Raw genomic sequence first — 13,006 nt, 5'->3', positions numbered from 1 at the left:
CGGGCCGCCGACGGCCTCGAGGGCCACGGCGGCGGCGGTGCGGGTCACCGTCTCGGCGGCGCGGAACGGAGCGGTCAGCAGTCCGTGGCCGAGGGGTTTGAGCATCCCTTCTCGGTACCCGCTGCCCACCTGCGCCACACGCGCGCGTCAATAGGAATACTTGCGGTTGATCGGCTAGCAGAGCGGAAATATTACGCTACGATGCCCGTATGACCGACCTGATGATGCGCCCCGGCCTCGCCGCCGACGACGTCCGCGAAGTGCTCGGCCGCAGCCTGCTCACCGATGGTCTGGACTTCGTCCTCGACCTCGAGCGTTCCCGCGGGGCCTGCCTCGTCGACGCCCGCAACGGGGACCGCTACCTCGACATGTTCACGTTCTTCGCGTCGTCGGCGCTGGGGATGAACCATCCGGCGCTGGCCGACGACGACGCGTTCCGCGCCGAGCTCGCGGCGGCCGCTGTGAACAAGCCGAGCAATTCCGACGTGTACACCGTCGCGATGGCCCGGTTCGTCGACACGTTCGCCCGGGTGCTCGGAGATCCGGCGTTGCCGCATCTGTTCTTCGTCGACGGCGGCGCGCTGGCCGTCGAGAACGCGCTGAAGGTGGCTTTCGACTGGAAGAGCCGGCACAACGAGGCGCGCGGGATCGACCCCGCCCTAGGGACCCGGGTGCTGCACCTGCGCGGAGCGTTCCACGGCCGCAGCGGCTACACCCTGTCGCTGACGAACACCGACCCGAACAAGGTGGCGCGGTTCCCGAAGTTCGACTGGCCGCGGATCGACGCACCGTATCTGCGCCCGGGTATGGACGACGACGCCATGACCGTGCTCGAGGCCGAGTCGCTGCGGCAGGCCCGCGCCGCCTTCGAGGCGCATCCGCACGACATCGCCTGTTTCCTCGCCGAGCCCATCCAGGGCGAGGGCGGCGACCGGCACTTCCGGCCGCAGTTCTTCGCGGCGATGCGCGAACTGTGCGACGAGCACGACGCGCTGCTGATCTTCGACGAGGTGCAGACCGGTTGCGCGATGACCGGGACCGCCTGGGCCTACCAGCAACTCGGCGTGGCGCCCGACGTGGTGGCCTTCGGCAAGAAGACCCAGGTGTGCGGCGTGATGGCGGGCAGGCGGGTCGACGAGGTCGCCGACAACGTGTTCCGGGTCGGCTCGCGGATCAACTCGACGTGGGGCGGCAACCTCACCGACATGGTGCGGGCCCGCCGCATCCTCGAGGTGATCGAGTCCGAAGACGTGATGGCGCGGGCCGGCAAGGCGGGCAGGTATCTACGCGACGAACTCGACCGGTTGGCGTCCGACTTCCCGGGCCTGGTCGGCGACGTTCGCGGCCGCGGGCTGATGTGCGCGTTCAGCCTCCCGTCGGCCGCGCAGCGCGACGCGCTGATCGCACGGCTGTGGGAGCTGCGGGTGATCATGCTCGCCAGCGGAGCGGACTCCGTGCGCTTCCGCCCGCCGCTGACCGTGACCCGCGACGAAATCGACGCCGCGCTGGCGGCGGTGCGCACCGCGCTCAGCTCGTCGCACGCCGGATGATCGAGCGCAGCCGGGGCAGCTCATCACGGCCGACGAGTTCGCAGCCGTGCCGCTCGGCGAGTCGTCGTGCGGCAGGGGTGAAGTCGTGGTTGGTGACCACCATCGTGCGGACGCAGTCCTGCATGGGTGCGCCGGCGACCACCTCCTGAACGGCGGCGGTGCCGACCGGCCTGGCTTGGCGCTTGCACTGGATGGCCAGCCGATTGGGGCGGTGTCCGACGATGATGTCGACGCCCCAGTCGCCGGTGATCGCGGTCATGATCACAGGCACCCCGCATGACCTGGCGATCCGGGCGATATGGTCCTCGAACTCGGTGCCCGACATCGCCGCCGCCGGATCCTCTCTGGGCCCAGGCGTGCCGATTCCGGTGACCGCGCCACGCAGGAAGTGCACCGCGGCCGCCGCGACCACGGGTGCGGCGACCCCCGCGACGAGGCACCACGCCGGGTCGAGGCCCCACAGGAAGGCGGCCGCGGCCGCGACGGCGGCGAGGAGCATGGACCACTTGACGCGCGCCACGGCTGAATCGTAGGAGCGGTCGCCGACAACCCCGGTGTTGCGCGCCCACGCCGATTCAGTGGTCGACTACTCGCGCTCGGTGTCGGGCTGCTGCCGTTCGCCATCCGTCCCTGGGATGCAAGTATTCTCGCCGCCGCCGTCCTGGAGCGCCCGCCACACCCGCGCCGGCGTCATCGGCAGCTGGTGCGGCCGCGCGCCGCAGGCCCTGGCGATCGCATTGGCCAGCGCCGGGGCCACGGGGTTGTACGGCGACTCACTCATCGACTTCGCGCCACGCGGGCCGAGCGTGTCGTAGGTGTCGGCGAAGTACACCTCGGTCTCCGGCACGTCCGCCAGCTGCGGGATGTGGTAGTTGCGCAGTTCGCGGGTCAGGACGGTTCCGTTGGGCCCGACGTGCATCTCCTCGTAGAGCGCAGAGCCGATCGCCTGCGCCACACCGCCTTCCACCTGCCCGCGGCACTGCTCGGGATTGAGAACCACGCCGGCGTCGGCGGTCTGGATCGACTGCAGGATCCGCACCCGTCCGGTCTCGACGTCGACCGCCACCCGGAACGCCTGCACGTTGAAGGCCACCGACCGCGGCGTCCCGTCGTGGCGGCCGTACCCGACCAGAGCACCGGCCGGCGCGTCACCGAGACCCGCGAAGGACACGAAGTGCTCGCCGCACTGCACACCCGACGCGGTGAGCGTGCATGCCGACACGTCCGCGCCGGTGCGCCCGGCGGCCGCGGCAAGCACCGCGGCCCGCAACTCCCGGCATGCGTCGAGCACGGCGCGGCCCGCCACCACCGTCCCGGCCGAACCGAACGCGCCGGTGTCGTAACCGGTGGCGTCGGTGTCGGACTGGCGCAACAGCACCCGGTCGGCAGTCGTGTTCATCTCGTCGGCCACCAACTGGGTGTGCACGGTCGACGTGCCGTTGCCGAACTCGGCGGTGCCCACGCTCAACATGTAGGTTCCGTCGGCGTCGACGCCCAGCGACGCCTCGGCGAAGTGCCCCCGCGGCGGGATGGTGGCGATCATGGCCACCGCTATGCCTTCGCCGACCCGCCACTGGGCGCCCGGTGGCGCCGCCACTCCGTTGCCCGCGGCCAGCGCCGCCTGCGCGAGGTCGAGGCACTGGTCGAGTCCGTAGCTGCCGAACGTCAGGTCGTCGTGCGCGGCATTGGTGTCGACGAAGGTGTCGCCGGGCACCACGACGTTGCGCCGGCGCAGGTCGAAGGGATCGACGCCGAGCCGCTGAGCCAGTTCGTCGAGCGCCGACTCGATCGCGAAGATCACCTGGCCCAGGCCGTAGCCGCGGAACGCCCCCGACGGCAGGTTGTTGGTGTAGACCGCCTGGGCGTCGACTCTCTTGTTCGCGCAGCGGTATACGGCCACCGACTCGCTGCACCCGTGGAACAGCACACCGATGCTGTGGTTGCCGTAGGCGCCGGCGTCGCTGAGAACGTCGACGGCAAGGGCGGTGAGCACACCGTCGGCGCCCGCCGCGACCGTCGCGTCGACGCGGAACGGATGCCGGCACGGCGCCATGGTGAACTCGTCGGCCCGGCTGAACTCGTAGCGAACCGGCCTGCCCAGTCGCAGCACCGCCAGCGCCACCAGGTCCTCGGCGAGCATCTCCTGCTTTCCGCCGAAGCCGCCGCCGACCCGGCCGGTGAACACGTGCACCTGCTCGCGTGCCAACCCGAAGACATGGCACAGCTCGTCGCGCACCAGGAACGGCACCTGAGAACTCGTCCTGATCACCAGCCGGCCCCGGTCGTCGGTCCAGCCGGTGCAGCCGTGCGTCTCCAGATGCGCGTGCTGGACCCGCTGCGTGGTCCACCGGCCGCGCACCACCGCGCCGCCACCGGCCCGCGCCGCCGCCACCCCGGCCTCGACGTCGCCGGCGATCCCGTGCAACTCGGCGACGGTGTTGCGCGCCGGGTCGGCGATCCGCGCGTCGGCGCCCTTATCCCCGTGCACCAGCGGCGCGCCGGGCGTCCTGGCCTGTTCCGGGTCGAACACGGCGGGCAACTCCCGGTACTCGACGGCGATCAGCCGGCAGGCCTGCTCGGCGATCGCCGGGCTGTCGGCGACCACCGCGGCGACCCGCTGGCCGACGAAACGCACGGTGTCGTCGAGCACCCGGGTGTCGTCGGGGTCGTCGAGCCGGTTCTCGTGGCGGGCGGTGCTGAACGCGACGGGCGGACTGTCACGGTGGGTCAGCACCAGATGCACGCCCGGCAGCGCCACCGCCGCCGCGGTGTCGATCGCCTCGATGCGGGCGTGCGGCACCGGGCTGGTCAGCACGGCGATGTGCAGCAGTCCCGCCGGGGTGACGTCCATCGTGTAGCGCTCGGTGCCGGTGACGACCCCGACGGCCGCAGGCGCACCGATGGACCGGCCGGCGTCACCGTGGCCCGCCGACTTGTCGGTGTTGACGCGACCCGCCAGGGCGTCGGTGATCGCGCGGTAGCCCGTGCACCGGCACAGATTCCCCTTCAGGTGCTGCGGCAGGTCCGCCAACTGGTCCTCGGTGAGGGCGGCGGCGGTGGTGACCATGCCCGCGGTGCAGAAACCGCACTGGAATCCGGCCGCCTCGACGAACCGGCGCTGCACCGGATGCAGGTCAGCTCGGGTGCCGAGGCCCGCCACCGTGGTGACGTGCCGGCCCGCGGCCCGGAACGCCGGCACCACGCAGGAGTGCACCGGAGCGCCGTCGAGCAGCACCGTGCACGCTCCGCAGTCGCCGGCGTCGCAGCCCTTCTTGACCTCGACGCGGCCGTGTTCGCGCAGCAGCGTCCGCAGACACTGGCCGGGCCGCGGGTCGGCGTCCACCGGGTCGCCGTTGACGTCGAACCTCATGCCAGCTCCGCGCAGACCTGCCGGGCCAGCAGCAACGCCATCGCGCGCCGCCAGTCCGGGTCACCGTGTGCGTCGCGGGTCCACGCCGCCTTTGGGATGCCGGCATGCGCCGCCGCCAGCGACTCCGGGTCAGGCACGCCGTCGAACCGGAACACGTACGGGCGCACGGTGGCGGCGGTGACCGACAGCACGAACCCGCCACCGTCGGCTCGGGTGTCGCGGCGGCCGATCACCACCACGCCCGAGCGGCCGAGCGGCGCCGGTGCGAGTTTGCGGAAGGCGGTGCGGGCGCGCAGCGCCGCGGCGGGCAGGTGCACCGACCTCAGCACCTCGCCGACCGTCAGGGCGGTGCTGCCGGCACCGATCACCAGCTCACTGACGGGGCGCCGGTAGTCGTGACCGTCGGCGCGCCACACCGTCGCGACGCCGTCCAGCGCGGTGGCCAGCGAGATCATCGCCCCGGCGGGCAGGCCGAGGCAGATGTTGCCGCCCACCGTGGCCGCGCTCCAGATCTTGAACGACGCCAGCAGCGCGGTACAGCACTGGTGCAGCAGCGGCGCCGCCGACCAGTCAGGCCGGTCCGCCGCCAGCCGTGCGCCCAGCCCCGACACCTCGGCGACCGTGCACGTCGCCGCGAGCTCGACACCGTTGTCGCCCACGGTGATCGACGGCCAGCCCAGCGCCGTCACGTCGACCAGCCGGTGCAACTGGGGCTGCGGCTCGGAGAACAGCCAGGTGCCGCCGGCCAGCACCGCGTCGCCGAGGCCGAGCGGCCAGAGCTGATCGCGGGCGGTGGGGAGGTCGACGACCCCGACGGTGTTCAGGTCCACTCATCGACGGTAGTCACGCGCCACACGGTCCGCATGGCGACCGGGCAACTGGCGTGTATCCACAAAACGATGCGCTTTCTGGCTTTCAGAACGAAAATCAGGGCCCGCACCGAGCGATAATCTGCAGGTCATGACCGATCGACTGGCCGACGGCGACGGGAGGTTGGCACCTCTCGAGCACGCCTTCGCCAGCGGGCAGTCACAGCGGGTCGGTTGGTTCCGGTTCTACTTCGACGACGAACGCTGGGAGTGGTCACCACAGGTCGAACGGATGTACGGATACGAACCCGGCACCGCCGAGCCGACCACCGCTCTGGTGTTGTCGCACAAACATCCCGACGACTACCGGCAGGTTGCGGCCACCCTCGACGAGATCCGGCGGACAGCAGGCGTATTCAGCACGCGGCATCGCATCATCGACACGCACGGCGACGTGCACCACGTCGTGGTGGTGGGCGACCACCTGCACGGCGAGTTCGGCGCGGTGATCGGCACGCACGGCTTCTACGTCGACGTCACCCCGTCGCACAACGAGGGCATCACCGAGGCGGTGGCGGAGATCGCCGAGGCCCGCGGCGCGATCGAACAGACCAAGGGCATGCTCATGGTGGTCTACCGGATCACCGCCGATTCCGCGTTCGAGCTGCTGAAGTGGCGTTCCCAGGAGACCAACGTCAAGCTGCGGACCCTGTCGGAGCAGATTGCCGAGGACTTCCTCGCGCTGCAGTACGACGAGGCGCTGCCGGCGCGCGCCGAATACGACCGGTTGTTGCTGACGGCACACCTGCGCGTCCCGTCCTGAGGTTTACCCCGGCGCTGGTCAGGGAATATCCCCGGCGTGTTCCAGAACCCCAACCAACTGCGTTCCGCCGACGCCGGCGTCCGTGATGCCCTGCGCTTCGCGCTCGTCGTCGCGGTGGTTGCTGCGGGGTTCCTGGCCGTCGCCGCCGTCTGGGTGAGTACCTGCAGCGGTTCGGTCGCCGACGCCCTCGCCTGCGGAGCGCCGCAACGCACCATGCTCGCCATGGGCGCGCCGGCCATCCTGCTACTCGGCGGGCTGCGCGCCTTCGTGCGCACCTACCAGAGCTGGCGGCGCAACGAGGCGTCGTGGGCCTGGCAGGGCGCCGGATGGATCCTGCTCACGCTGATGCTGCTGGTGCTGACCACCAGCATGCCGGCGCTGGCCGGACCGGTGTTCGGCTGATGAAACGGCACGCCACCTCGTGTGCCGCCATCGCATTCTGAAGAAGGAGTCACCATGAAGAGCCCCGAAGACCCCGTAGACCACGCCCGCACCACGCGTCCGCATGCCGGCGAGACGATGAAGGACACCAAGAACCTGCCCGCCCTGATCCTGCTCGGCATCGCGTTGGCCGCGTTCGTCGGTGCGCTGGCCGCGACCGCCAGCGGCCACGGTGACGTGGGCGTGATCCTGGGGTCGATCTCGGCGGTGGTGTTCATCGTCTCCGGCGTCTGGTTCCTCATCGAGCACCGCCGGGTGCGGGGGATGGAGGAGCGCTGGCACGCCGAGCACCCCGACACCTCGCGGCAGACCCCGAGCGGCTAGTCCCGCTCGAGCCAGGCACGCAAAAGAGGCCCAGCCGGTCGGCTGGGCCTCTTTTGTGTGTCGTTCTACTGCTCGGACTTCTGCCGCTCTTCGGCGGTCTTGGCGCCTGCGCGGGCCGCCTCTGCTTCGGCTTCCTTCTTCGCGGCGTCCTGCTGAGCGTCCGCCTTGTCCTGCTGGGCCTTGCCCTCGCGGACCATGTCGTCGCGTCCGGTGACGGTGCCGACCGTTTCCTTGGCCTTGCCCTTCACGTCCTCGACGACGCCCTTGATGCCTTCTTCGGGACCACTGTTCTTCTCGGTCATACTCACCTTCCAACTTGATCGTGAGTGTTCACGACGGGGCACGTCCCCACGGAGGCAGTGTTCCCGAGGACCGCTCCGGGTAAACCCTGGCGCGCCTGCTCCCGGCGCGCCAGCGGCCGGATCGCTCCGTCAGCCGGGCAGCGTCTCGCCACCGATCGGTGCCAGCACCTCACCGCTGTAGTACGACGACATCGTGCCCGAGGCGAAGAACACGTAGGACGGCGCAATCTCGTCGGGCTGGGCCGCACGCCCGAAAGGTGTTTGCTCGCCGAAGGATTCGGTCTTCTCGGCATCCATCGTGGCCGGGATCAACGGTGTCCACACCGGACCGGGCGCCACGCAGTTGACCCGAATCCGCCGGTCGGCCAACGATTGTGCGAGCGAGTAGGTGAGCGCCAGGATCGCGCCCTTGGTGGCCGAGTAGTCGATCAGCGTCTTGTTGCCGCGCAGGCCGTTGATCGAACCGGTGTTGACGACGGCCCCACCGTCGGGCAGGTGCGCCAGCGCCGCCTTGGTCACCCGGAAGTAACTGTCGATGTTGACCGAGAACGTCCGCCGCCATTGCTCGTCGCTGATGTCGGTGAAGTCCTCGGTCGGGTTCTGGTAGGCGACGTTGTTCACCAGGATGTCCAGTCCGCCGAGTTCCTCGACGGTGCGCGCCACCACATCTCGGCAGTGCTGTGCGTCGCCGAGATCGCCGGGCAGCAGCACGCTGCGCCGGCCCGCCGCCTCCACCAGCGACCCGGTGTGCCGGGCGTCGTCGTCCTCGTCGAGATAGGCGATGGCGACGTCCGCGCCTTCCTTGGCGAACGCCGCGGCGACGGCGCGACCGATGCCGGAGTCGCCGCCGGTGATCAGTGCGCGCCTACCGGCGAGCAGGTCACGGCCGACGTATTCGCGCATCTCGTCGCGCGGCGCCCGGTCCATGTCGGCGGTGTGGCCGGGATAGGCGATGACGCCCTCGGGTTCAGTCACGTGCCTCGTCTCCTCGCTTCGTGGCATGCATGTCGGCGCCCACCGGGTATCCGTCTCCGGCCGGTCGAAACGGCCAGTCGCGCCTATGAAATCCACTTTGCGAACGGTCCCCGGTCGCTTTGCGAAATCTCTAACGTTCGACGTTTATGGCCCTCTGGGCTCGGATAACCGTCGCCGCATGACCGACCGTGCGCGCGTGCTGCTCGTCTGGCACGTACACGGATCGTGGACCCAGTCGCTGGTGGCCGGCCCGCACCGCTACCTGATACCCGTCAGCCCCGCGAAGGACGCCGACGGCAGGGGCCTGCGATGAGAATCGCGATGGTTTCCGAACATGCCAGCCCGCTGGCCGCGCTCGGCGGCGTGGATGCAGGCGGTCAGAACGTCCACGTCGCGGCGTTGTCGGCGGCGCTGTGCCGCCGCGGTCACGAGGTGACGGTGTACACCCGTCGCGACGACCCGCACCTGCCCGAACGGATCGAGACGCCGCAGGGCTATACCGTGGTGCACGTACCCGCCGGTCCGCCGGAGCGGCTGCCCAAGGACGAGTTGCTGGCCCACATGGGTCCCTTCGCGCAGTACCTCGACGAGCAGTGGTCGACCGATCGGCCCGACGTCGCGCACGCCCACTTCTGGATGTCCGGCATCGCGACCCAGCTCGCCGCCCGCCACCTCGACCTGCCCGCCGTGCAGACCTTCCGCGCGCTCGGGGTGGTCAAGCGCAGGCACCAGGGTGTCCAGGACACCAGTCCGCCGGACCGGCTCAAGCTCGAGGCGATGGTCGCGCGCACCGCCACCTGGGTGGCCGCCACCTGCACCGACGAGGTGTTCGAGCTGATGAGGCTCGGCCGGGCGCGATCCCGCATCTCGGTGGTGCCCTGCGGCGTCGATCTCGACCTGTTCACCCCGGAGGGCCCGCGCGCCCAGAAGGGCGCCAGGCACCGCATCGTCAGCGTCGGCAGGTTCGTGCCACGCAAGGGTTTCGACGTGGTGGTGCGAGCGCTGCCGGCGATTGCGGACACCGAACTGGTGATCGTCGGCGGCCCGGATGTGTCGGGCCTCGACGCCGACCCCGAGGTTCGTCGACTGCGTGCGCTCGCCGTCGAGCTCGGGGTCGCCGACCGGGTGCACTTCCACGGCGCGGTGGCACGTGAGGACATGCCCGCGCTGCTGCGGTCGGCCGACGTGGTGGCGTGCACACCGTGGTACGAGCCGTTCGGCATCGTGCCGCTCGAGGCGATGGCATGCGGCATCCCGGTGGTCGCCTCGGCGGTGGGCGGCATGCTCGACACGATCGTGCACGACGTCACCGGCCGGCTGATACAGCCCAAGCGGCCCGGCGAGGTGGCCGACGCGGTCAATCACCTTCTGCACGATGACTTCCTGCGGCAGAGTTTCGGCGCGGCGGGCCGCGACCGGGCCAAGGCGCGTTACTCGTGGGACCGCATCGCCGGCGACACCGCGCGCATCTACGACCGGCTCGTCCCGGCGCCTGCAAAGCCGGTCTCCGTTCCGACCACCTCGAGCATGTCGTCCGGATGACCGAGTCAGCCGCCCTCCAGGACCGCCGGCGCCTCCTCGACGTGGGCGGGCAGCGGCCGGCGCCGCTGCAGCACCGCGGGCGCCGGCGCAGCGCCTCACCGGGAGTGACTGCGCCTGATGCGTGAATTGAAGAAGGTGGTGGTGCTCGGCGGAATCGGTTTCGTCGGCGGCCATCTCTGCGAGCGCCTGCTGTCCGAGGGAACCGAGGTGATCTGCGTCGACGACCTGTCGACCAGCGCGCACGAGGCGGAGAAGCTGTTCCGGGACCGGCCCGGGTACCGGTTCGTCCGCGCGGACATCAACGAGCCGCTGACCGCCTTGGATCCCGACGTCGACACGGTGTTCCACCTCGCGTCCCCGGCGTCGCCCGCCGACTACCTGCGGCTTCCCGTGCACACGTTGCGCACCGGCGCGACGGGCACGGCGAACGCGCTCGACCTCGCGGAGCGGTGCGGCGCCCGGCTGGTGCTCGCATCGACCAGCGAGGTCTACGGCGACCCATTGGAACACCCGCAGGTCGAAACCTATTGGGGGAACGTCAATCCCATCGGGCCGCGCAGCGTGTACGACGAGGCGAAGCGGTACGCCGAGGCGCTCACGTTCGCCTACCACCGGGAACGCGGATCCGATGTCGGGGTGGCACGCATCTTCAACACCTACGGACCGCGGATGCGTCCGGACGACGGCAGGATGGTGCCCACGTTCTGCCGTCAGGCGCTGGCCGGCGAACCGATCACCGTCACCGGCAGCGGCGCACAGACCCGCTCGCTGTGCTACGTGGACGACACCGTGGCCGGACTGATCGCGCTGGCCCGCTCGAACCATGCCGGCAATTTCAACATCGGCAATTCCCACGAACTGTCGGTGCTGCACATCGCCGAACTGATCCGCGACCTCGCCGCTGACGAGTCGCAGATCCACTTCCTGCCCGCCGTCGAGGACGACCCGCAGCGCCGCTGCCCCGACATCAGCGCGGCCCGGGACATGCTGGGCTGGCAGCCGGAGGTCGGCTACCGCGCGGGCCTGGCCCGCACCGTCGACTGGTTCCGTCGCCAGAAATTCGATGCCATCGACGGATCCGTCGTACTGCAATCGGGTTCGAGAATCTAGGGAGCTCGCGTGCGTCTCCTTGGAATCAACGCGGTGTTCCACGACCCCGCAGCCGCGGGCTACTGACTTCTGGCGACCTTGCGGATCATCTTCGCGGTTGCGCGCTCGATGATGGCCTGCTTCTCGTCGGCTCGGCGGGTGCGGTCGGCGCGCCGCACGGCGGGCGCGATGGTGGTGCCGCCCTCGTAGGCCTTCAGCACCCGCGGGTCGACGTAGGACGCCCGCGCCACCGCCGGGGTGTTGCCCAGTTCCTCCGAAACCTCCTTCATCACCGCCGATTCCACCCGTTTGATCACCTTCTCGTTGACGGGTGGGTCGGCGTCGACGAAGGCCGCCGCTGCCAGCACGGTGCCGTGCCAGGTCCGCAGGTCCTTCACGCTGAACTCGGCGCCGACCAGTTCCTTGAACCGGGCGTTGAGGTCGTCGGCGTGGATGTCGCGCCAGCCCGCAGTGTTCCGGCACACCAGCAGCCGATCGGTGCGCTCCGGCCTGCGCATCAGCGCGCGCACCGAACGCACCACCTCGGGGTCGTCGATCACCCGCGTCCGGCGCACTCCGCTCTTGGCGGGGAAGTCGAACGCGACCGCGTCCCGTTGCACGGTGACGTGTTCGCACAGCAGGGTGGCGATGCCGAACGAGTTGTTCTCCAAGGCGTACTGCTCACCACCGGCGCGGAAGTATCCGAGGTCGAGCAGGTGCAGGGCCAGCGCCAGCACCCGGTCGCGCTCCAGGCCGCGGCCCCGCAGGTCGGCCGCGATCTGGCGGCGCATGTCCGGCAGCCCCTTGGACATCTCCAGCACCCGGTCGAACTTCTCCTCGTTGCGCTCCTCCTGCCACTGCTGGTGGTAGAGGTACTGCTTGCGCCCCGCCACGTCGACCCCGAGCGCCTGGATGTGACCGTTCGCGTGCGGTGAGATCCACACCTTCTTCCACGCCGGCGGGATGACGAGGTCGTTGATGCGTTCGAGCGTCTTCTTGTCGGTGATCGGCCGGCCCTCGTTGTCGGTGTAGGAGAAGCCCTTGCCCCGGCGGACCCGGCGCAGTCCGGGCCCGGTGACTACGCTGCGGCGAAGACGCATGTGGGGTTCCTGTGTTTGGCGCCGGCCGACGCCGGGGTACTGGACGTGGACCATGGTGAGGACAGGGACGGCGCACAGAGTGTCGGTGTCATCGCAAGTCCCGGACGGCGGCTGGCATGCGTTGCAGTTACCCGGTCGAATCACCGGTCACACGTGTGTTTTCGCGGGATCCCGGGCCGCCGGTGGTTAGCTGGGATTCGTCCTGGGGTAGTCTCGCTTCGATGTTGCCGGGAGGTCAGATGGTGGATTCGGACATTCCAGACGACGGGCACCTCAGCGCCGACCGGTCGGTCGAACTGCGGGTGGCCGCCAAGCTGGAGAATCTGGCCGTGCTGCGCACCCTGGTCGCCGCGGTCGGCACGTTCGAAGACCTCGACTTCGACGCCGTCGCCGACCTGCGCCTCGCGGTCGACGAGGCGTGTACCCGGCTGATCCGCTCCGCGGTGCCCGACTCGACGCTGGTGGTCGCCGTCCACCCGCGCGACACCGAGGTCGTCGTCGACGCATCCACCACTTGTCAGACCACCGACGTGCTCGCCCAGGGCAGTTTCAGCTGGCACGTGCTCAGCTCGTTGACCGACGACGTGCAGACCTTCCAGCAGAACGGTAATGAAGCGGCGGACGGACAGATCTTCGGGATCTCGATGACCACGAGGAGAGCGAGCTCACTGCGGTGACTCG

General features: G+C 70.0%; 13 protein-coding genes and 1 pseudogene. 8 read left to right on the top strand and 6 right to left on the bottom strand.

Features of this window, described 5'->3' with window-relative positions:
• The first annotated feature begins 209 nt into the window (after nucleotides 1-209).
• Nucleotides 210-1,550 (top strand): L-lysine 6-transaminase, encoded by a 1,341-nt coding sequence (gene lat, locus H7I41_RS28535; protein WP_264016015.1) that lies wholly within the window; start codon nucleotides 210-212, stop codon nucleotides 1,548-1,550.
• Here the strand turns inward: lat and H7I41_RS28530 are convergent.
• The 3 genes from H7I41_RS28530 to H7I41_RS28520 all read right to left on the bottom strand — a co-directional run bounded on the left by H7I41_RS28530 (nucleotide 1,528) and on the right by H7I41_RS28520 (nucleotide 5,750).
• Nucleotides 1,528-2,049 (bottom strand): restriction endonuclease, encoded by a 522-nt coding sequence (locus H7I41_RS28530; RefSeq protein ID WP_264016023.1) that lies wholly within the window; start codon nucleotides 2,047-2,049, stop codon nucleotides 1,528-1,530. The two genes, lat and H7I41_RS28530, sit on opposite strands and share 23 nt — an antisense overlap.
• An 87-nt stretch (nucleotides 2,050-2,136) precedes the next feature.
• On the bottom strand, nucleotides 2,137-4,920 hold the full coding sequence (locus H7I41_RS28525; RefSeq protein WP_264016014.1) for a molybdopterin-dependent oxidoreductase: 2,784 nt from the start codon (nucleotides 4,918-4,920) through the stop codon (nucleotides 2,137-2,139).
• Entirely contained in the window at nucleotides 4,917-5,750 is an 834-nt protein-coding gene (locus tag H7I41_RS28520) for an FAD binding domain-containing protein (protein ID WP_264016013.1), read from the bottom strand. Before H7I41_RS28520 ends, H7I41_RS28525 begins: the two co-directional genes overlap by 4 nt.
• 130 nt (nucleotides 5,751-5,880) lie before the next feature.
• Between H7I41_RS28520 and H7I41_RS28515 the strand changes: the two genes are divergently transcribed.
• The 3 genes from H7I41_RS28515 to usfY are packed head-to-tail and all read left to right on the top strand — an operon-like array spanning nucleotide 5,881 to nucleotide 7,317.
• A complete protein-coding gene (locus H7I41_RS28515; protein ID WP_264016012.1) occupies nucleotides 5,881-6,552 on the top strand; it encodes a PAS and ANTAR domain-containing protein in 672 nt (223 codons plus the stop codon).
• A gap of 36 nt (nucleotides 6,553-6,588) precedes the next feature.
• Nucleotides 6,589-6,954 carry a hypothetical protein gene (locus H7I41_RS28510; protein WP_264016011.1) on the top strand — a complete coding sequence of 122 codons (366 nt, stop codon included), beginning with the start codon at nucleotides 6,589-6,591 and terminating at the stop codon, nucleotides 6,952-6,954.
• A gap of 54 nt (nucleotides 6,955-7,008) precedes the next feature.
• Nucleotides 7,009-7,317 (top strand): protein UsfY, encoded by a 309-nt coding sequence (usfY, locus tag H7I41_RS28505; RefSeq protein WP_264016010.1) that lies wholly within the window; start codon nucleotides 7,009-7,011, stop codon nucleotides 7,315-7,317.
• Nucleotides 7,318-7,382: 65 nt separating this feature from the next.
• Here the strand turns inward: usfY and mbp1 are convergent, their stop codons facing one another.
• Both mbp1 and H7I41_RS28495 read right to left on the bottom strand, forming a co-directional pair.
• Nucleotides 7,383-7,619 (bottom strand): microaggregate-binding protein 1, encoded by a 237-nt coding sequence (mbp1, locus tag H7I41_RS28500; protein WP_264016009.1) that lies wholly within the window; start codon nucleotides 7,617-7,619, stop codon nucleotides 7,383-7,385.
• A gap of 129 nt (nucleotides 7,620-7,748) precedes the next feature.
• Nucleotides 7,749-8,621: an SDR family oxidoreductase gene (locus H7I41_RS28495; protein ID WP_264016008.1), complete on the bottom strand. Its 873-nt coding sequence runs from the start codon at nucleotides 8,619-8,621 to the stop codon at nucleotides 7,749-7,751.
• 151 nt (nucleotides 8,622-8,772) lie between these two features.
• Here H7I41_RS28495 and H7I41_RS28490 point away from each other — a divergent pair.
• The 3 genes and pseudogenes from H7I41_RS28490 to H7I41_RS28480 form a co-directional block, all read left to right on the top strand.
• Nucleotides 8,773-8,901: pseudogene (locus H7I41_RS28490) on the top strand (glycosyltransferase family 1 protein); the annotation flags it as partial.
• 2 nt (nucleotides 8,902-8,903) lie between these two features.
• Complete coding sequence (locus H7I41_RS28485; protein WP_264016007.1) at nucleotides 8,904-10,136, top strand: glycosyltransferase; 1,233 nt, start codon at nucleotides 8,904-8,906, stop codon at nucleotides 10,134-10,136.
• 117 nt (nucleotides 10,137-10,253) lie between these two features.
• Nucleotides 10,254-11,246 carry an NAD-dependent epimerase/dehydratase family protein gene (locus H7I41_RS28480; RefSeq protein ID WP_264016006.1) on the top strand — a complete coding sequence of 331 codons (993 nt, stop codon included), beginning with the start codon at nucleotides 10,254-10,256 and terminating at the stop codon, nucleotides 11,244-11,246.
• Nucleotides 11,247-11,305: 59 nt separating this feature from the next.
• On the opposite strand, the gene H7I41_RS28475 is transcribed toward H7I41_RS28480, so the two are convergent.
• Nucleotides 11,306-12,325 carry a DNA topoisomerase IB gene (locus H7I41_RS28475; protein ID WP_264016005.1) on the bottom strand — a complete coding sequence of 340 codons (1,020 nt, stop codon included), beginning with the start codon at nucleotides 12,323-12,325 and terminating at the stop codon, nucleotides 11,306-11,308.
• A 239-nt stretch (nucleotides 12,326-12,564) separates the two neighbouring features.
• On the opposite strand from H7I41_RS28475, the gene H7I41_RS28470 reads away from it, so the two are divergent.
• Entirely contained in the window at nucleotides 12,565-13,002 is a 438-nt protein-coding gene (locus H7I41_RS28470) for an ATP-binding protein (protein ID WP_264016004.1), read from the top strand.
• The last annotated feature ends 4 nt before the right edge of the window (nucleotides 13,003-13,006 follow it).

Origin of the sequence: [Mycobacterium] manitobense (genome assembly GCF_025821665.1) — a bacterium.
Classification (GTDB): domain Bacteria; phylum Actinomycetota; class Actinomycetes; order Mycobacteriales; family Mycobacteriaceae; genus Mycobacterium; species Mycobacterium arseniciresistens.
Note: the sequence above shows the minus strand (reverse complement) of the source record. Positions and strands in the feature narration are given on the sequence as shown.